The sequence below is a fragment of the Streptomyces sp. NPDC002580 genome (genome assembly GCF_042889485.1).
Classification (GTDB): Bacteria; Actinomycetota; Actinomycetes; order Streptomycetales; family Streptomycetaceae; genus Streptomyces.
Map to the genome: position 1 here is coordinate 946,059 of NZ_JBIAQZ010000002.1, position 18,217 is coordinate 964,275.

Annotated in this window: 16 protein-coding genes; 11 read left to right on the forward strand and 5 right to left on the reverse strand. The window is 72.7% G+C overall.

The genetic code is table 11. From position 1 onward, the window contains the following. Nucleotides 1-277: 277 nt before the first annotated feature. Nucleotides 278-1,294, reverse strand: coding sequence for a non-homologous end-joining DNA ligase (gene ligD, locus ACFYW7_RS10595; protein WP_389500227.1), 1,017 nt, complete (start codon nt 1,292-1,294; stop codon nt 278-280). A gap of 74 nt (nt 1,295-1,368) precedes the next feature. Between ligD and ACFYW7_RS10600 the strand changes: the two genes are divergently transcribed. Together ACFYW7_RS10600 and ACFYW7_RS10605 are read left to right on the forward strand one after the other, a co-directional pair. Beyond that, nucleotides 1,369-2,439: an ATP-dependent DNA ligase gene (locus ACFYW7_RS10600; protein ID WP_389500229.1), complete on the forward strand. Its 1,071-nt coding sequence runs from the start codon at nt 1,369-1,371 to the stop codon at nt 2,437-2,439. Between the two features lie 176 nt (nt 2,440-2,615). Then, nucleotides 2,616-3,611: a DUF3048 domain-containing protein gene (locus tag ACFYW7_RS10605; RefSeq protein WP_389500231.1), complete on the forward strand. Its 996-nt coding sequence runs from the start codon at nt 2,616-2,618 to the stop codon at nt 3,609-3,611. Nucleotides 3,612-3,685: 74 nt separating this feature from the next. Here the strand turns inward: ACFYW7_RS10605 and ACFYW7_RS10610 are convergent, their stop codons facing one another. Beyond that, nucleotides 3,686-4,150 carry a MarR family winged helix-turn-helix transcriptional regulator gene (locus ACFYW7_RS10610; RefSeq protein WP_389500233.1) on the reverse strand — a complete coding sequence of 155 codons (465 nt, stop codon included), beginning with the start codon at nt 4,148-4,150 and terminating at the stop codon, nt 3,686-3,688. A gap of 244 nt (nt 4,151-4,394) precedes the next feature. On the opposite strand from ACFYW7_RS10610, the gene ACFYW7_RS10615 reads away from it, so the two are divergent. The 6 genes from ACFYW7_RS10615 (at nt 4,395) to pcaD (ending at nt 9,780) form a co-directional block, all read left to right on the forward strand. Continuing rightward, nucleotides 4,395-5,177 carry a CoA transferase subunit A gene (locus ACFYW7_RS10615; RefSeq protein ID WP_389500235.1) on the forward strand — a complete coding sequence of 261 codons (783 nt, stop codon included), beginning with the start codon at nt 4,395-4,397 and terminating at the stop codon, nt 5,175-5,177. Continuing rightward, nucleotides 5,177-5,824: a CoA transferase subunit B gene (locus tag ACFYW7_RS10620; RefSeq protein ID WP_389500238.1), complete on the forward strand. Its 648-nt coding sequence runs from the start codon at nt 5,177-5,179 to the stop codon at nt 5,822-5,824. The genes ACFYW7_RS10615 and ACFYW7_RS10620 overlap by 1 nt, the downstream gene beginning before the upstream one ends. A gap of 134 nt (nt 5,825-5,958) precedes the next feature. Further along, entirely contained in the window at nt 5,959-6,735 is a 777-nt protein-coding gene (pcaH, locus tag ACFYW7_RS10625) for a protocatechuate 3,4-dioxygenase subunit beta (protein ID WP_389500241.1), read from the forward strand. Continuing rightward, a complete protein-coding gene (gene pcaG, locus ACFYW7_RS10630; protein ID WP_389500244.1) occupies nt 6,732-7,295 on the forward strand; it encodes a protocatechuate 3,4-dioxygenase subunit alpha in 564 nt (187 codons plus the stop codon). The genes pcaH and pcaG overlap by 4 nt, the downstream gene beginning before the upstream one ends. Next, nucleotides 7,292-8,641, forward strand: coding sequence for a 3-carboxy-cis,cis-muconate cycloisomerase (pcaB, locus tag ACFYW7_RS10635; RefSeq protein WP_389500246.1), 1,350 nt, complete (start codon nt 7,292-7,294; stop codon nt 8,639-8,641). Before pcaG ends, pcaB begins: the two co-directional genes overlap by 4 nt. Continuing rightward, on the forward strand, nt 8,638-9,780 hold the full coding sequence (gene pcaD, locus ACFYW7_RS10640; protein WP_389500248.1) for a 3-oxoadipate enol-lactonase: 1,143 nt from the start codon (nt 8,638-8,640) through the stop codon (nt 9,778-9,780). Before pcaB ends, pcaD begins: the two co-directional genes overlap by 4 nt. Before the next feature lie 96 nt (nt 9,781-9,876). Here the strand turns inward: pcaD and ACFYW7_RS10645 are convergent, their stop codons facing one another. Beyond that, on the reverse strand, nt 9,877-12,543 hold the full coding sequence (locus tag ACFYW7_RS10645) for an ATP-binding protein (protein ID WP_389500250.1): 2,667 nt from the start codon (nt 12,541-12,543) through the stop codon (nt 9,877-9,879). 700 nt (nt 12,544-13,243) lie between these two features. Here ACFYW7_RS10645 and ACFYW7_RS10650 point away from each other — a divergent pair. After that, a complete protein-coding gene (locus ACFYW7_RS10650) occupies nt 13,244-14,218 on the forward strand; it encodes a DUF2510 domain-containing protein (protein WP_389500252.1) in 975 nt (324 codons plus the stop codon). A 235-nt stretch (nt 14,219-14,453) separates the two neighbouring features. Here ACFYW7_RS10650 and ACFYW7_RS10655 read toward each other — a convergent pair whose 3' ends face one another. Continuing rightward, entirely contained in the window at nt 14,454-15,071 is a 618-nt protein-coding gene (locus ACFYW7_RS10655) for a TetR/AcrR family transcriptional regulator (protein ID WP_389500254.1), read from the reverse strand. A 246-nt stretch (nt 15,072-15,317) separates the two neighbouring features. Between ACFYW7_RS10655 and ACFYW7_RS10660 the strand changes: the two genes are divergently transcribed. Further along, entirely contained in the window at nt 15,318-16,217 is a 900-nt protein-coding gene (locus ACFYW7_RS10660; RefSeq protein WP_389500256.1) for a phosphatase PAP2 family protein, read from the forward strand. Continuing rightward, a complete protein-coding gene (locus ACFYW7_RS10665) occupies nt 16,214-17,164 on the forward strand; it encodes a hypothetical protein (protein WP_389500259.1) in 951 nt (316 codons plus the stop codon). Before ACFYW7_RS10660 ends, ACFYW7_RS10665 begins: the two co-directional genes overlap by 4 nt. 180 nt (nt 17,165-17,344) lie before the next feature. On the opposite strand, the gene ACFYW7_RS10670 is transcribed toward ACFYW7_RS10665, so the two are convergent. Next, nucleotides 17,345-18,181, reverse strand: a complete 837-nt coding sequence (locus tag ACFYW7_RS10670; protein ID WP_389500261.1) for a phospholipid scramblase-related protein — start codon at nt 18,179-18,181, stop codon at nt 17,345-17,347. Nucleotides 18,182-18,217 lie beyond the last annotated feature (36 nt).

Consider the following 18,217-nt stretch of genomic DNA (forward strand, 5'->3'; position numbering starts at 1 on the left):
CCCACCGATCAACGAGATCGACCTCGTGCCAGGGCCTTCGCCGGTTCCGGCGGCCCCATCGACGGCTCCCCGACGGGGAGTCGACCGGATCCGCGGATTCCTGTGTCTCCGTGCACCCGTGTCCCAGCGTCCCGCGTCTCCGCGCCCGTGTGTCCCTGCGCCGCCGCACCCCCGACAGGCCGGACCAGGGTCTGCCCTGCTCCCGCCCTGCCCCTGCTTCCGTCCTGCCCTGCTTCCGTCCCGCCCGACACCACACGCGGGACGAGGAGTTCGGTGGCTACTCGTCCTCGCGCCTGGCGCGGCTGGGCTGCACCCGCTTGGGCTCGCCCGGCATCTTCGGGTACTCGGGCGGATACGGGAGGTCGCCGAGGCCGTGATCGTGCTCGTCACGGCTGGCGAGTTCCAGGAGTGCCTCCAGGGAGAAGGCGTGCTCGTCCATGTCGGCGTGCACATCGCCGAGTTCGGCGAACCGCTTAGGCATGGTCGCCAGGTCGAAGTCCCGGGGCCGCGCGTCCTCCACCTCGTCCCAGCGCAGCGGCGCGGAGACCGGGGCGTGCGGGCGGGGGCGTACGGAGTAGGCGGAGGCGATGGTGCGGTCCCTCGCGGTCTGGTTGTAGTCCACGAAGATCTTCTCGCCCCGTTCCTCCTTCCACCACGTGGTGGTCACCTGATCGGGCATCCGGCGTTCGAGTTCGCGCCCGACGGCGATGGCGGCCCGGCGTACCTGGGTGAAGGTCCAGCGCGGCGCGATCGGCACGAAGACGTGCAGCCCGCGCCCCCCGGAGGTCTTGGGCCAGCCCCGCAGGTCGCCGTACTCGTGCAGGACCTCGCGCAGTTCGTGGGCGGCCCGCACCGCGTCGGCGTAGTCGGTGCCGGGCTGCGGGTCGAGGTCGATGCGCAGCTCGTCCGGGCGGTCGACGTCGTCGCGGCGGACCGGCCACGGGTGGAACGTGAGCGTGCCGAACTGGGCGGCCCACAGCACGGCGGCGGGCTCGGTGGGGCACATCTCGTCGGCGCTGCGGCCGCTGGGGAAGGTGATGTGGGCGGTCGGGATCCAGTCGGGCATGCTCTTGGGCGCCCGCTTCTGGAAGAAGGACTCGCCGTCCACTCCGTCCGGGTAGCGCTCCAGCGTGGTGGGGCGGTTGCGCAGGGCGCGCAGGATGCCGTCGCCGACGGCCAGGTAGTACTGGGCGAGGTCCAGCTTCGTGAAGCCGCGTTCCGGGAAGAAGACCTTGTCCGGGCTGGACAGGCGTACGCTCCTGCCGGCCGCTTCGAGTTCCACCGCATCGCCCATGCGAGCCACCGTAGGCGCAGCACGCACACGCCGCACACCGGGCGGATGCCCCCGCGGCCGCGCAGAATCGAATCATGGACCTGCCGGTGATGCCGCCCGTGAAACCGATGCTCGCCAAGTCCGTGGCGAAGATCCCGCCGGACATGCACTACGAGGCGAAGTGGGACGGTTTCCGGGCGATCGTGTTCCGTGACGGTGCCGAGGTGGAGCTCGGCAGTCGCACCGGCAAGCCGTTGACCAGGTATTTCCCGGAGCTCGTCGAGGCGTTGCGGGAGCGGTTGCCGGAGCGCTGCGTGATGGACGGGGAGATCGTGATCGCCCGCGACGGGCGGCTCGACTTCGACGCGCTCTCGGAGCGGATCCACCCGGCGGAATCGCGGGTGCGGACGCTGGCCGAGCGGACGCCCGCCTCCTTCGTCGCCTTCGACCTGCTGGCGCTGGCCGACGAATCGCTGCTCGACGTTCCGCTGGGCGACCGGCGCGCACGGCTGGTGACGGCGCTGTCCGGGGTGACGGCGCCGGTGCACGTGGCACCCGCGACCACGGACCGCGAGGTGGCCGAGCGGTGGTTCGAGAAGTACGAGGGTGCGGGGCTCGACGGGGTGATGGCGAAGCCGCTCACGCTGCCGTACCTGCGCGACGAGCGGGCCATGTACAAGATCAAGCACGAGCGGACGGCGGATGTGGTCGTCGCCGGTTACCGCTTCCACAAGAGCGGGCCGGTCATCGGGTCACTGCTGCTCGGCCTGTACGACGACGCGGGCACGCTCCAGCACGCGGGGGTGAGCGCCGCGTTCACGATGAAGCGGCGCGCCGAACTGGTGGACGAGTTGGAGCCCCTGCGACTGGAGGACGCCGGGGAGCATCCGTGGGCGGCCTGGGCGCAGGAGTCGGCGCACGAGACGGCGCGGTTGCCGGGCGCTCCTAGCAGATGGTCGGCGAAGAAGGACCTGTCCTGGGTGCCGATCAGGCCCGAGCGGGTGGCGGAGGTGGCGTACGACCACATGGAGAACGGCGTACGGTTCCGCCACACCGCCCGCTTCCGCCGCTGGCGCCCCGACCGCACCGCCGAGAGCTGCACGTACGGCCAGATGGGCGAGCCGGTCGGCTACGACCTCGCGGAGATCCTCGGGCCGCCGGACTGACGCGCCGGACGGGGAACGAACGCGTCCGCGGCCCCGTCCGTCCTTGCCCGATCCATTCCGCTGAGCCGATCAGCTCACTCGACGCACACAACCGGAAACGATCGGGTATGGCCACCGATGAACTGATGAACCGATGAACTGACAATCGAAGAAACGGGACGGGTGGCACGGTGGGCATGCGAGAGATGGTGCGGATGCGGCGCGGCACTTGGACGGCGGCACTGCTGGCCGTCACCGTGACGGGCTCCCTGATGACGGGCTGCACCACGGGGGGCGGACCGGGCGACGACGGGCGAGCGCCGGACCCGGGCCGGAGCCGGAGCCCGAGCCCGGACGAGAGCGGGACGGGCAGGCCGGACACCGGCTCCGTACTCGCGGTGAAGATCGACAACGTCCCGGCGGCCCGCCCGCAGACAGGGCTCGACGCGGCGGACGTGGTGTACGCCGAACAGGTCGAGGGCGGTCTGAGCAGGCTGATGGCGGTGTTCGCGAGCAGGCTGCCGAAGGCGGTCGGGCCCGTGCGCAGTGCCCGCGAGTCGGATCTGGAGCTGCTGAGACAGTTCGACGACCCGACGCTCGCGTTCTCCGGGGCCCAGCGCAAGCTGCTGCCGCTGATCGACGGCGCTCCGCTCCACCCCCAGGTGCCCGGAAAGGTGACGGGCGCCTGGTACCGGGGCGGGGGGAAGGCCGCTCCGCACAACCTGTATCTGCGCCCGCGGCAGTTGGTGGGCCCGGCGCCGGGCGAGGACGCGCTGACGACGGGCTTCCGTTTCGGCGCGGCGCCCGCGGGCGGTACCCCCGAGAACTCCCGCACGGTCCGCTTCCCGTCGGCCCGCTTCACCTTCACCTGGTCCGCCGAGCGGAAGCGCTGGCTCGTGGCCATGGACGGCACGCCGACGGTGACGGCCGAGGGGGCTTCGGTGGCCCCGGCGACGGTGGTCATCCAGTACGTGAAGGTGCGCCAGTCCAAGTACCACGACTTCCTCGGCAACAACACGCCGTACACGGAGACGGTGGGCTCGGGGACCGCGCGGGTGCTGCGCGACGGCCGGGCCTTCGACGCGAACTGGTCGCGGCCCGGGGCCTCCGACGGCACGCGGTTCACGACGACGGACGGCGGACCGATGAACTTCGCCCGTGGGCAGGTGTGGGTGGTCTTCGCCAAGGCGTGAGGGCGGCACGCGGGGTCCGGCCCACGCCGGCCCCCGTGTCCCTGCCCGGCCCCGCCGGATCGCGCCCGGCGGGTCTATCTCCGCGCGCCGAGGGGTTCGACGGGATTGCGGAGCCCCTCGGCCGCGTCCGAGACCCGCTGGATGAGGTCGAGGAAGAGGGTCTGCTCCGCGGCGGAGAGCGGGGCCAGGAAGACCTGGTTCATGCGCGCGGTGCGGACGGTCAGCCTGCGGTGGGTACGCAGCCCGTCGTCCGTCAGGCGGAGCAGGAAGCGCCGTCCGTCCTGCGGATCGCGCACCTTGTCCAGCAGGTCACGGCGCCCCAGCCGGCTGATGACCTCGGCGATGGTGGACCGGTCGAGCCCGACCCGCTCCCCCACCGTGCGCTGGTCGAGGCCGGGCTCGGCGACGAGCGCGTTCAGGACCGCGAACTGGGGCGAGGTGATCTCCTCGGAGACCATCGTGTTCCACAGCAGGTAGTGCGCCTGCTGCAGTCGCCGGGCCAGGTGCCCGGGGTGGGTGGAGAGGTCCACCGCGGCCATGCGCCCTCCTCGGGTCCGGTGCGTGCCCACAACGACGGCACACCGGTGTCGAATTCGTTGGTGCACTGAACGATACCTTCCCGCTCCGACCCTGTCCCGGCACCTCCCCTTCCTCTGATCCCTTACTCAGAAGGAGCCTTGACGGACCCGTGTCCGGGTGGCAGCGTGTCGGGAACCTCGGAGAATTAATCAGTGCCCTGATTAATTCTGTCGCTGGACACTCGGGAGAGATGAGGCTTCACGGATGGACAAGGTGATCGCCACGGCCCTGGAGGCCGTGGCCGATGTACCGGACGGCGCGACACTGGCGGTCGGCGGATTCGGCCTCGGCGGTGTCCCGAACGTGCTGATCGAGGCTCTCCACGAGCGGGGCGTCCAGGGGCTCGGAGTGGTCTCCAACAACTGCGGGGCCATGGGCTCCGGGCTCGCGATCCTGCTCGCCGCCGGGCGCATCGCCCGAGTCACCGGCTCGTACATCGGCGCGAACAAGGAGTTCGCCCGGCAGTACCTGGCCGGCGAGCTGGAGGTGGAGATGATCCCGCAGGGCACGCTGGCCGAGCGGCTGCGCGCGGGCGGCGCCGGGATCCCCGCCTTCTACACCCCCGCCGGAGTCGGCACGCAGGTCGCCGACGGCGGGCTGCCCTGGCGGTACGACGGCCACGGCGGCGTCACGCTGGCCTCCCCGCCGAAGGAGGTGCGCGAGTTCGACGGCACCCCGTACGTGCTGGAGCGCGGCATCCGCACCGACTTCGCCCTGGTCCGGGCCGCGAAGGGCGACCGGCACGGCAACCTCGTCTTCAACAAGTCCGCCCGGAACTTCAACCCGCTCGCCGCGATGGCGGGCCGGGTGACGATCGCCGAGGTGGAGGAACTGGTCGAACCCGGCGGGATCGACCCGGACGCGGTACATCTGCCCGGCGTCTTCGTCCAGCGCGTGGTGGCCCTGACCCCCGAGCAGGCGAGCGCCAAGATGATCGAGAAGCGGACGCTCTCGAGGTCCGCGCCGGACGGAACGGTGAACGGCTGATGGCCTGGAGCAGGGAGGAGATGGCCGCCCGCGCCGCGCGCGAACTCGCGGACGGCCAGTACGTGAACCTCGGCATCGGCCTGCCGACGCTGATCCCCAACCACCTTCCCGAGGGCGTCGAGGTGGTCCTGGAGTCGGAGAACGGCATCCTGGGCACCGGCCCCTACCCGACCGAGGACCAGGTCGACCCCGACCTCATCAACGCGGGCAAGGAGACCGTCACGGTCCTGCCGGGCGCCTCGTACTTCGACTCCGCGCTGTCCTTCGGGATGATCCGCGGCGGTCACATCGATGTCGCCGTACTCGGCGCGATGCAGGTCTCGGCCGGGGGCGACCTGGCGAACTGGGCCGTACCCGGAAAGATGATCACAGGCATCGGCGGCGCGATGGACCTCGTCCACGGGGCCCGTACGGTCATCGTGGTGATGACCCACACCGCCAAGGACGGCTCCCCCAAGATCCTGCGGGAGTGCGAACTGCCCCTCACCGGGAAGGCGTGCGTGAACCGGATCATCACCGACCTCGGCGTCCTCGACATCACCCCCGAGGGCCTGCTGCTGGTGGAGACCGCGCAGGGTGTCACGGCCGGGGAGGTCGCGGCGCGGACCGCCGCCGAGCTCCGTGTCGCGGACGGGATCCCCTCATGACCCCCCGTGCCCGGCCCGCCGCCACGACGCCCGCCGAGCCGCCCCCACGGGCCTCGGAGCCGGTGTCGTCATCCCCCCTCCCCGGCGTGGGCCCGGACCGCGCCCTCTCGTCCTCGAACACCAGGAAGTCGGCCATGACGTGGACCCAGTCGGACATCGACGTCGAGATCAAGGATCTCCAGGACGCGTACGACAAGGCGGTCGGCGGCGGCGCGCCCGTGCTCCACCACCCCGCGCGCGACTACCCGCCCTACCGCAGCACCCGGCTCCGCCACCCGAAACAGCCACTGGTCCCCGTGAGCGGCGGCGACCCGGAGACGGTCGAACTGTCCGGCCCGGTCTTCGGTGTCACCGACATCACCGAGATCGACAACGACCTCACCCTCCAGCACCGGGGCGAGCCGATCGGTGAGCGGATGACCGTCTCCGGCAGGCTGCTCGACCGCGAGGGCCGTCCGGTGCGCGGCCAGCTCGTCGAGATCTGGCAGGCCAACGCCGCAGGACGGTACGCCCATCTGCGCGAGCAGCACCCGGCCCCGCTCGACCCCAACTTCACCGGCGTGGGGCGCACCCTGACGGACGATCAGGGGCGGTACGTCTTCACCACGATCAAGCCGGGACCGTACCCCTGGGGCAACCACACCAACGCGTGGCGGCCCGCCCACATCCACTTCTCGGTCTTCGGCACGGCGTTCACCCAGCGGCTGGTGACGCAGATGTACTTCCCGGGCGACCCGCTGTTCCGCCACGACCCGATCCTGCGGTCGGTGACGGACGAGGCGGCCCGCGACCGGCTGATCGCCACCTACCACCATGATCTCTCGCGGCCCGAGTTCTCCCTGGGCTACGAATGGGACATCGTCCTCGACGGTCCCTCCGCCACCTGGATCGAGGAAGGCCGTCGAGCATGACCGAGCGACCGCTCCCCACCCCCTCCCAAACCATCGGCCCCTTCTACGGGCACGCCCTGCCCTTCCCCGACGGCGGAGACATCGCGCCCCGGAACCACCCCGACACGATCACCGTGCACGGTCACGTCCTCGACGGCGCGGGCGCGCCCGTCCCCGACGCCCTGCTGGACTTCTGGCAGGCCGCGCCCGACGGCTCCCTGACGGGCACCCCCGGCTCGCTCCGCCGCGACCCCTCGACCGGCGGTTTCCTCGGCCGCAACGGCGTCGACTTCACGGGCTTCGGCCGCGTGCCCACCGACGCCGACGGGCACTACGCGCTGCACACGCTGCCACCGGGGAACGCCGGGGTTCCGTACATCAGCGTCTGCGTGTTCGCGCGCGGTCTGACGCACCATCTGTTCACCCGCGCCTATCTGGCCGACGGCACGGACCCGCTGCTCGACGCGTTGCCCGCCGGGCGGCGCGCCACGCTGATCGCGGACGAGGAGACGGCGCGGACGTACCGTTTCGACATCCGCCTTCAGGGCGAGGGCGAGACGGTCTTCCTGGAGTTCCCGTGACAGCTGCCGGCCCCGACGCCTCCGACGACGGCCTGCTGGCCCCCGGCCGGGCGGGTTCCCCGGCGTCGGCCGCGACGAGCGACACCGCCTACCTGCGGGCCATGCTCGAGGCGGAGGCCGCGCTCACCCGGGCCCAGGCGTCACTCGGACTCGCCCCGGCCGGCGCCGCGACGGCGGTGTCCTCGGCGGCCGGCGCGGCGGACTTCGACCTCGCGTCGATCGCGCTGCGCGCACGTGGCGGCGGCAACCCGGTCATCCCGCTGGTCGCGGACCTGACGGCGGCCGTCGCCCCGGAGTTCGGCCCCTACGTCCACCGGGGCGCGACGAGCCAGGACATCCTGGACTCGGCCACCATGCTCGTGGCGGCCCGGGCCCTGGACCTGGTCCTGAGCGACCTGGAGCGGACCGGGCGGGCGCTGGCCCGACTGGCCGAGGAGCACCGGGACACGGTGCTCGCGGGACGCACGCTCACCCAGCACGCGGTGCCGACGACCTTCGGCCTGAAGGCCGCCGGGTGGCGCTCCCTGGTGCTCGACGCCAGGGACCGGGTACGGGCCGTACGCGCCGCCCTGCCCGCCCAACTCGGTGGCGCGGCGGGCACCCTGGCCGCGTTCACCGCCTTCGGAGCGGACGACACCCGGGCCCTGACCACCGCGTACGCCCGCGAACTCGGCCTCGCCGAGACCGTGTTGCCCTGGCACACGCTGCGCACACCGATCGCCGATCTGGCCGGGGTCCTGGCGTTCACGGCGGGCGCGCTCGGCAAGACGGCCGTCGACGTACTGACCCTCTCGCGCACCGAGATCGCCGAGCTGGCCGAGGGGTCCGGCGGTGGTTCGTCCGCGATGCCGCACAAGGCGAACCCGGTGCGGGCCACCCTCGTGGCCGCGGCGGCCCGGCGCGCCCCGCTCCTCGCCGCCACCCTGTACGGCTCGTTGGCCGCCGAGGACGAACGGCCGGCCGGGGCCTGGCACGCCGAGTGGGAACCCCTGCGCGATCTGCTCCGGTTGGTCGGCGGGGCGGCCCGCGACACGGCCGAACTGGCCGAGGGTCTGCGGGTGGACGCCGGTGCCATGCGTGAACACCTGGGCCTCACCCATGGGTTGATCGTGTCCGAGCGCCTGGCCGCCGAACTGGCCCCGGTGCTCGGCCGGGCACGCGCCAAGGAGCTGCTGACCCGGGCCGCCGAGCGGGCCGTCACCGAGCGGCGCCCGCTGGTGGAGGTGCTCGACGAGGAGCCCGGTCTCGAGGACCTCCCGGGCGTCGACCTGGCGGACCTCACCGACCCCACTCACTACACGGGCTCCGCCGGAGTCCTCACCGACCGTGCTCTGGAGCGACGTTGACCGTGCAGCTGCTCAACCACCGCGTCGAGGGGGCGACCTCCGCTCCCCCGCTGCTCCTCGGACCCTCGCTCGGTACGTCGTACGCCCTGTGGGACAAGGTCGCGCCCGAACTGTCCGTCACCCACCGGGTGGTGCGCTGGGACCTGCCCGGGCACGGCGGCTCACCGGCCGGCCCGATCGGCCCCGGGGCGACGGTCGCCGACCTGGCGGCGCTCGTGCTGGAGCTGGCCGACTCGCTGGGCATCGGACGTTTCTCGTACGCCGGGGTGTCCCTGGGCGGCGCGGTGGGCCTGCACCTGGCGGTCCACCACCCGCAGCGGCTGTCCTCGCTCGCCGTCATCTGCTCCTCGGCCCACTTCAACGGGTCGAGGCCGTGGGAGGAGCGGGCCGAGCTGGTCCGCCGGGAGGGTCTCGCGCCCGTCGCCGCGACCGCCGACACCCGATGGTTCACCGCCGGCTTCACCGTGCCGGAGCTGATCGAGGACCACCGCGGCGCCGACCCGGAGGCGTACGCCGCCTGCTGTGACGCCCTGGCGGCGTTCGACATCCGGGACCGGCTCGCGTCGATCACCGTGCCGACCCTGCTGATCGCCGGGCGCGAGGACCCGGCGACGCCGCCCGCGCATCTGCGGGAGATCGCGGACGCGGTGCAGGGCGCGGCCCTCGTCGAGATCCCGGGCGCCTCCCACCTGGCTCCCGCGCAGTGCCCGGAAGCCGTGCTGACGGCCCTGCAGGCACACTTCTCGGCAGGCGGAGCCCGGCGCGGCATGGAGGTCCGCCGGCAGGTCCTCGGCGACGAGCACGTCGACCGCGCGCAGGCACGCCAGAGCCCGTTCACGGCCCGTTTCCAGGACTTCATCTCGCGCTACGCCTGGGGCGAGATCTGGACCGACACGACACTGACGCGCCGCGAACGCAGCATGATCACGCTGACCGCGCTGGTGGCGCACGGCCACCACGACGAGCTGGCGATGCACGTCCGCGCGGCTCGGCGCAACGGACTCACGCCCGAGGAGATCGGGGCGGTACTGCTCCAGAACGCGGTCTACTGCGGCGTCCCGGCCGCCAACGCGGCGTTCGCGGTGGCCCAGCGGGTGCTGGCGGAGGAGGACACCGAGGGCGGCTCGGACGAGGGGTGACCTGGCGGGCGGGGGCCGCGCGAGGTGACCGGCTCGGGCGAACCGGGCGACGCGCCTCGGCACCGAGGCGCGGCCACCGGCCGGGACCACCGCGCGCTACAGGTTCGCCAGTGCCGCCTCCGCCTTGGCCACCAGACCGTCCGCGCCGCTGGCGCGCGCCAGCGTCAGGCCCTTGTTGACCTCTGTCACCGAGCGGGACGCGATGCCGTACTCGATACGGGCCGCCGCGTGTTCGTACTGACAGGGAGAGGCCTCCAGATAGGTGACCGCCTGGGCCGCCAGCCGGACCGCGCGCTGGCCGGTCTCCAGGGCCGCGGCGCAGCGGAGGGCCTCACCGATCGCCGTGTCCGTACCGAACCGCTCGGCCTGGCGACGGGCGTCACTCGCCAGGGCGGCGGCACGGGACGGGTCCTCCGAGGCGAGCGCCCTGGCGAGGTCGACGGCCCAGGGCGCGAGCACCGTGTTGTGGTGGCCCCGGGCCGCGGAGGCCTTCTCCGCCGCCTCCAGTTCGTTGATGCCCTCCTTCGTCCGTCCGACGGCCAGCAGCAGCCGGCCGCGCACGGAACGGGTGTCGGGCAGGACGATCGTGGACGGGTACGGCGGCGCGAAGCCGTAGCGCTCGGCGATCTCCGCGGCCTCCTGGACGTGCCCGCGGGCCAGCAGGGTGTCGATGAGCCCGCAGGTCGCCGACCAGTACAGGGGGAGCCCGCGCCCGACCCGTTCGGCGAGCCGCAGCGACTCGCGCTGAAGGTGCTCCGCGTCGGCGAGGCGGCCTCGTCTGCGGTGGGCGAGTCCGAGATAGGCGTTGGCCAGGGAGAGGTGGCCGCCGCTCCAGCCCGCCTTCACATAGGCGTGCAGGGCCTCGCTGAACAGGCTCTCGGCCCGGTCGAGCCGGTCCGCGTAGGCGTACGCGCTGCCCAGCATCAGGAGGAGTTCGACGCCCCACTCGGTGTCGGTCCAGGCGAGTCCGGGGGCGAGGCGGCCGTTGACGAGGGCCCGGTCGCAGAGTTCCACGACCTCCTCGGCGTTCTCGCCGCGGGTCATCGCGTCGAAGCCGCGCAGTATGAGGAGCGCGCGCTCGGAGTTGTCGCGCCCGGTGCAGGTCGCGACGAGTTCCGCGAGACCGCTCGAGTGTCCGGAGCGCTCCTCGCCCGCGTGGATGCCCTCCCACATGTAGTGGACGGCCTGGAGCCGCATCCGGGCGCTTCCCGGCTCCAGCCGCTCGACCTCCTCGTCGACCGTGCGGACGGCTTCGTCCAGTTGGTTGTTGTGAAGCAGCGCCTGGGAGAGCCGGAAGACGGCGTCCACCCGTTCGGTGTTCTCCAGGCCGGGCCGTTCGAGTGCGGCCCGCAGATGGCCGATGGTCGTGGACGGCGCGGTCAGCAGCGTGGCACAGCCCAGTTCGTAGAGCACCCGCGCGTGCGTCTCGGGGAGCGGCGGTTCCTTCAGCGCGCGCTCGAGACAGCGCCGGGCCGCGTCCGGGGCACCGACGGCGAGGTGTTCGCGGGCGGCCTCGCGCATCTGCTCGACGAGTTCGGGATCGTCGTCCGGGTGCACTTCGAGGAGATGGCGGGAGGCGGCGGCCGCGCCGCGTCCGGACTCGGTGACCGCCCAGGCCGCCTGGCCGTGCATCGCCGTGCGCAGGGCGTCCGGGATCGAGCGGTAGACCGCCGTCGCGATCAGCGGGTGCACGAACTCCAGGTCGCCGTCCGGTCCGTGGCCGTTCGCGGACGGGGCCGCGGTCAGGATGCGCGCCGCGCCCAGCAGTTCGGCGCAGCGGTTGGCCTCTTCGTCCGGCATTCCCGCGAGTTGGGCGGCGAGGTCGAGGGAGATCCCGGTGCCGAGGATGGCGGCCGCCCAGGCGAACCGGGTGGCGTCGATACCGAGCCCTTCCAGCCGGGCGACGAGTCCGCGTCCGCGGGCCGACTTGTTCAGGGCGCGCAGTTCGGCGGCCGAGCCCTCGCTCGGCTCCAGTTCGCTGTCCTGGACCTTGGCGAGCAGTTCGACGGTCTCGTACGGGTTGCCGCCGGTGACCGCCCACACCTCACGGCAGAACGGCGCGTCGGCGTGCTCGCCGATCGTGGCGCGGGTCAGGCCCTCGGCCGCGGCCGGGGTCAGCGCGCTCAGGGTGGAGATCGGACGGGCCACCGCGGCCACCGCGTCGAGCAGCCGGGCGCTCTCACCGCTGACCCCGCCCAGCCTGCGGGCGACCACGACGAGGACGGACAGGTCGTCGAGGCGCTCCGCGAACGCGGCGAGCCAGCGCAGGGTCTCCTGGTCGGCCCAGCGGGCGTCGTCGATGAGCAGGACGAGGGGCCAGTCCCGCTTGGCGAGCCGGCGCACGGCGGCGACCAGGCCGTCGCAGACGCCCTGCGGGTCGGGCTGCCGGTCACCCGGTTCCGCTATGCCGAGGGCGGGGCCCGCGATGTCGTACCAGTCGCCCAGGTACTCGCGCGCCTCCTCCGGATGCAGCGAGACGAGGGCCGGCTGGAGCAGTTGCCGTACGACGTTGAAGGGGACGGACGTGACGGTCTCGCCGCCGCGTGCCGACCACACCGCACAGCCCTCGCGCTCCGCGATCCGGCGGGTCTCCGCGAGGAGGGCGGTCTTGCCTAGCCCCGCCTCGCCGCTGACCAGCAGCAGACTGCCCGAGGTCGCAGAATCCGCGCGCAGCGCGGTGATCGCCTCTTCGATGGTGGCGACCTCCTCGTCGCGCTCCCACAGGGAAGCCGAGGCGGCCGTTCCTGGCCGTACCTGCGTCATCCCGCTACCTCCCCAGGTCGCCCAAACGACGTAACTCCCCTGAGCGTAGCCTCCCGAAAGCCGCGGTGGAGGCGGGACCGGGCAGCAGTTGCCGAGACGAGTGACGGCGAGGTCCCGGAGTCGACGCCGCCGGGCTCCGACCAGCCCTCGGAGAAGTGACCTGCAGTCAGAAGTATTGAAAACGAAGGTGAGTTCCCCCTGTGGGCCGCGCCGGGGGCTGGGTCCGCGAACCCACGGGACGGGTCCGGTGGCCCCGCCCCCGGGAAGGAACCGGTGTACGGGTGCCCCCACGCCCGAGACCGTCCCCCGCGCGCTTCCCGGCCCGGGCCACCCGCCCCCGGAACCCCGCCTGGGGAGCCGCGCCCGCGGACGGTCGTCGCGACCGCCCTTGGCCGCCCGCGGCTCCCGACGGCTGCTCGCGCGTCAGGCGGGCGGGACGCATGAGGCGGGCAAGGTCCCTGATGCGGGCCGGGCCCATGAGGTGGACGAGGTGGACGCGGGGCGCCTGAGGTGGTCGAGGCGGGCGGGGCACTTGACGTGGCGAGGTGGGCGGGCCGGGATGCGGTGGGCTCCGGAGTCACCGGCACCGGCCCCTTCCGCCCTCCCGGAAACCCCCGGGAATCAGCCGAAAAGCTGCCGGACCGGACTTCAGCGGGAACCCTCTCATCCGCCTTTCACCCTGGGCTCATACGGTGGCCCCATGACGCAGGTGACTCCCCCCGGCTGGTATCCCGACCCCGGGCAGACGAATGACGCTCCCCCCACCGAACGCTGGTGGGACGGCAGGGCATGGACGGACCGGGTCCGCCCCGTCGGATCGGCCGCCCCGTGGGGTCCCCCGGCGTACGCGCCGGCCGTCGGACCGTATCCGCCGCTGGCCCCCACCAGCCCGCGGCGCGGGCTGCGCACGGGCATCGCCGTCGTGGCGGCCCTCGCCGTCCTCGCGGGCATCGGCGGCGGCGTGTACGCGCTGACCAAGGACGACGGCGGAGGCGGCAGCGCGAGCTCCCGGAGCCCCGGCGGGCCGAACGGTCGGGGCGGACCCGACGGCTCGGGCGGCCCGAGCGGTGCCCCGGGCGACCGTGGCGGTTCCGGCGGCGAGACGCCGGAACCCGGCGAGTCGGGCCGGCCGCCGACCGAGGACGGCTACGCCACGGACGTGTACTACGGCATCAGCATCCCGGTGCCGGACGACTGGACCGGCAAGAGCGGCGCGGGAACCGCCTCGGTCGCCACCAAGGACACCTACAAGTGCCCCGGCGACACCACACAGAACTGTCAGCGCGGCGGTGCCTACTCGGCCCCGGCGACAGCGCTGAAGCTGAAGTCCACGACGCCCGAGGCCGCGGCCAAGGAGGACATCTCCAAGAACGCCACCGAGTCGTACGGCAAGGGCTACGGCTCGATCACCTCGCACACCCAGCTCGCCTCGAAGGCGGTCACGGTCGCCGGGGAGAAGGGCTACCTGGTCCGCTGGAAGGTCGTGACGAGCAAGGGCGACGACGGCTACGTCGAATCGCTGGTGTTCCCCTCCCCGGCCGACTCCTCCTCGCTGGTCGTCGTCCGCTTCGGCGTCGACGTCAGCCCCAAGGCCCCGGAGCAGTCGGTGATCGACACGATCACCAAGGGCATCAAGGTGGCGGCCGGGGCCGGCGGGAACGGGCAGAAGGTGTAGGAGCGTCCGGGTCCCGTTCGGCCACCGAGGTCGCCACGGGCCCCTCTCTCGGGCCGCGCGGCGCACGGCACTCCCGCCCCGTCCGCGGTGCCGATGGACGAAAAACGCGGCCGGGTGGGGCTCCCCTCCGCTCAAGGGGAACCCCACCCGGCCGGTGGGTGCGCGCCGCCCCCGTCCCCACGGTGCGGCGCATGACAGGCCGGCGTCCGTCATCCCGCGGACGGCGGCCTGAGTCTCAGGTGAGGCCGAGTGCCGGCAGCACGACCGCCTCCACGAACCGTGTGAGGTACGCCGCATCCGCGTACTGGCCTTCCAGCAGGGGGCGCACGCGCGAGACGCCGAGCAGCTGGGCCGGAACGAACTCCAGTGCCGGGTGGTCGGCGGCGACCTCGCCGCGCTCGACGCCACGGCCGATCATCTGCCTCAGCGCGGCGACCTCTGGTTCGACGAGCGCGTCGCGGAGCGCCTGCTGGAGCTCCTTGTCCTGCATCACGGCGTTGCCGAGGCCCTGCAGCAGCTGCGCGCTGTCCCGGGCCGACCAGTCGCCCGCGGCCCTGGCCGCCTCGCGCAGGTCTCCGGCGAGCGAGCCGGTGTCGATCCCCGTGAAGCGCGGGCAGCGGTTGTTGCGCAGTGCGGCGGCGACGAACTGGGGCTTCGTCCTCCACTGACGGTAGAGCGTGGACTTGCTGCACCGGGTACTGGCGGCGACGCCCTCCATGGTGAGCGCCTCGTAGCCGTTCTCCCTGATCTGCTCGAGCACGGCGTCGTAGAACTCCTGCTCACGCTCGGGCGTGATCTTGGAGCGGCGCGAGGCGGCGACCGTCTCCGGTCCGTCCGCGGCCTGCGACGTCATGACGCTTCCCCTCGCTGAATCCGAATGGTGGCGATGCGGTCTTGCACCACTGTAATCGATACGGGAGTGTACCGGTACGGCTGCGTATCGGTACACTCCCGTATCGGTACAGTGCCGTATCGGTACACTCCCGTATCGATGAGCTTCGGACAGGATCCACTCGACCCCCGCACTAGGGGCCTCGTGGATGCTGTCCCGGGCTCACCACGCACCACTTACACGAGACCGTCAGCAAGGGGACCGGGGATGGATTCCCGAACCGAGGCCGCGGACCCGTCCGGGTCCGCGGCAGAGCCGGAGCCGCCCGACGCGGCCATACCCGCCGCCGCGTCGCGCGACGCGGCCATCCAGACACACCCGCACCCGCACGGCACCGTGGAGCGCCCGCCGCTGCTGCGCGAACTGGTGTACGTCGTCGGGCTCTTCGCCGTGTACAAGGCCGGCCGCCTGCTGGCCACCGGCCGTACCGACGAGGCCTTCGCCGACGCCCATCGCCTGTGGGGCTGGGAACGCTTCCTGCGTCTGCCCGACGAAGGCGCCGTGCAGGGCGCGCTGCTGCACAGCGATGCGCTCGCGCACCTCGCGAACACCTACTACGCGACCGTCCACTTCCCGGCCACCGCAGCCTTCCTGGTCTGGCTGTACCTGCGGCGCCCGGCGCACTACGTGTGGGCCCGGCGGGTCCTCACCCTGGTCACCGCCGCCGCCCTGGTCGGGCACCTCACCTTCCCCCTCGCACCGCCGCGCCTGCTCGCCGAGGCGGGCCTCGTCGACACCGGCCAGATGTACGGGCCCACGGTGTACGGCGCCGACCCGGCGGCCGACGCGATGGCGAACCAGTTCGCGGCCATGCCGTCGCTGCACTTCGGCTGGGCGCTGATGGTCGCGATCGGCCTGATGGCGACGACCCGGTCACGGTTGCGCGCGCTGTGGCTGCTGCACCCGTCGCTCACCCTGTTGGTGATCGTCGGCACCGCGAACCACTACTGGCTCGACGCGATCGTCGCGACCGCGCTGCTCTGCGTCGCCCTCGCCGTGGTGCACCCGCCGCACCGGACGGCGACGACCGCGCGACGGCACCGGGAACCCGACCTCGCCGGCCGCCCCGTACGGGATCTGCCCGGGCTCGTGGGAGCCGGACGATGAACCCGACCCTCGCCGCCGTCGCCCTGTCCCTCCTCTCCGCCGCCGCGTACGCCGCCGCGGCCGTCGCCCAGGAGCGGCTCGCCGCCCGGTCCTCCGGTACGAGCACCCTGGGCATGCTGGCCCGCGGCGCCTGGTGGTGGTCGGTGACGCTGAACGCCGGCGCGGCGCTGCTGCACGTCGTGGCCCTCAAGTACGGAACGCTCACGCTGGTCCAGCCGCTCGGGGCGCTCACGCTCGTGGCCGCGGTGCCGCTGGGCGCGCGGGTCGCCGGACGGCGGGTCAGCGCGGTCGAGTGGCGCGGCACAGGGCTCACCCTGATCGGTCTCGGCGTCCTGCTCGTCACGGCGTCCGGGCCCGCGCCCGACGATGTGCTCAGCCTGCCGCAGGCGGTGGCCGTCGCCGGCACGACCGCCGTGCTGATCGGCGCCCTGACGCGGGGTGCGCGGCCGGGCCTGCGGCACGCGACGTCCGCCGGGTTCGCCTCCGGCGTGGCCTCGGCGCTCACCCAGACGGTGACGGTGGCCGCGACGGACCGCTCGGACTCGCCGCTGAGCGCCCAGGTGGTCGTCGTGGCCCTGCTCGTGGCCGCCTTCGCGGCGGCCGGACTGCTCCTGTCGCAGACCGCGTACCAGGGCGGACTCGGCGCCCCGCTGGCCGTCGTGACGCTCGCCAACCCGTTGGCGGCGGCGGCGATCGGGCTGTCGCTGCTCGGCGAACGCCTCCAGGGTGGCGCGGCGGGCGTCCTGCTCGCGCTCGTGGGAGCCTCGATCGCGGGCTGGGGCGTGGTGACGCTCTCGCGCTCGGCACCCGAGCCGGCCACGGACGGTGCCCGGGTGGACGACGACCATCCCGTCGCCGCGGTACTGGCGCTGGAGCCCGGATCGGCGGCGTACGAACCCCCGTTGCTGCCCAGGCAGTCCAGCCCGGGTCATCTCACATCGCTGTAGGCCCAGGGCTCGCACCCCGCGGGAACAGGCCGCCCATCGCACAGCCGGGACAGCCGCGGACGACCGCCGGAGCCGGGAACGGGGGCCGTCGAAAGCCGGGAACGGCACGGGAGGCCGCCGACAGACACGAAGGGCGGTCGCGGAGAGATCCGCGACCGCCCTTCACGCGTTTCAGGCCGGTCAGCCGAGCCCGCGGGAGTCCTGCTTGAGCGCCGTGTCGACGGTCAGCGCCGTCGCGACGACGAGGCTCAGCAGCGGCTCGGGGAGCTGGAAGTGGATCTGGAGGACGTAGTTGTCCGCGGTCGTGAACATCGTCTTGGCGAGGCCTTCCCAGGTCTTCGTGATCCGGGCCACCTCGTTGTCCGAGTGGTCGACGATCGCGAAGTTCCAGGCGCGCCAGTTCTCCGCCTTGATCGCGCCGACCTTCTGGCCGTCGACGTTCATCGCGAAGTTGATCTTGCCGATCATGTTCTGCTGGACTATCTCGCCGACGGGCGAACCGTCCGGACGCGTCACGATCACCCGCGACTTGAAGATCTTCGCGGGGCGCGTGAGCAGCAACTGCGGCTGGCCGTGGGCGTCACGGATCTCCAGCTTGTGCGGCAGGTACTGGTCGAGGCTGGAGACGAGGCGCAGGATCTTCCTGAGCACGCCCTGGCCGACCTGGACGACCGAGCCGAGCTGGTTGCCCTGCTGGTCCATGACCTTGTACTCGTTGGTCAGCTCGATGAGCTTGGCCTTCTGGTTCACCACCAGGACCGGCTCGGTGAACATGGTGCCGCCGCCGACGCCGCTGGGCGCCACTCCGGCCTGCTGCTGCACCTGCTTCTGCACGCGCGGGTCGGTGCCCGTCGCCTGCTGCGGGAAGGGCTGCTGCGGCGCCCCCTGCTGCGGAACGTGCTGTCCGGCCGGAGCCTGCTGGTCGGTCCACTGGGCGCCGTCCCAGTAACGCTGCGTCTCGGCCGCCCCGTTCGGATCCGGGTACCAACCTGCAGGAGTGTTCGAATGCGTGGTCACCGGGGCACCCTACCGTGACGTGGCCGGAAAACAACC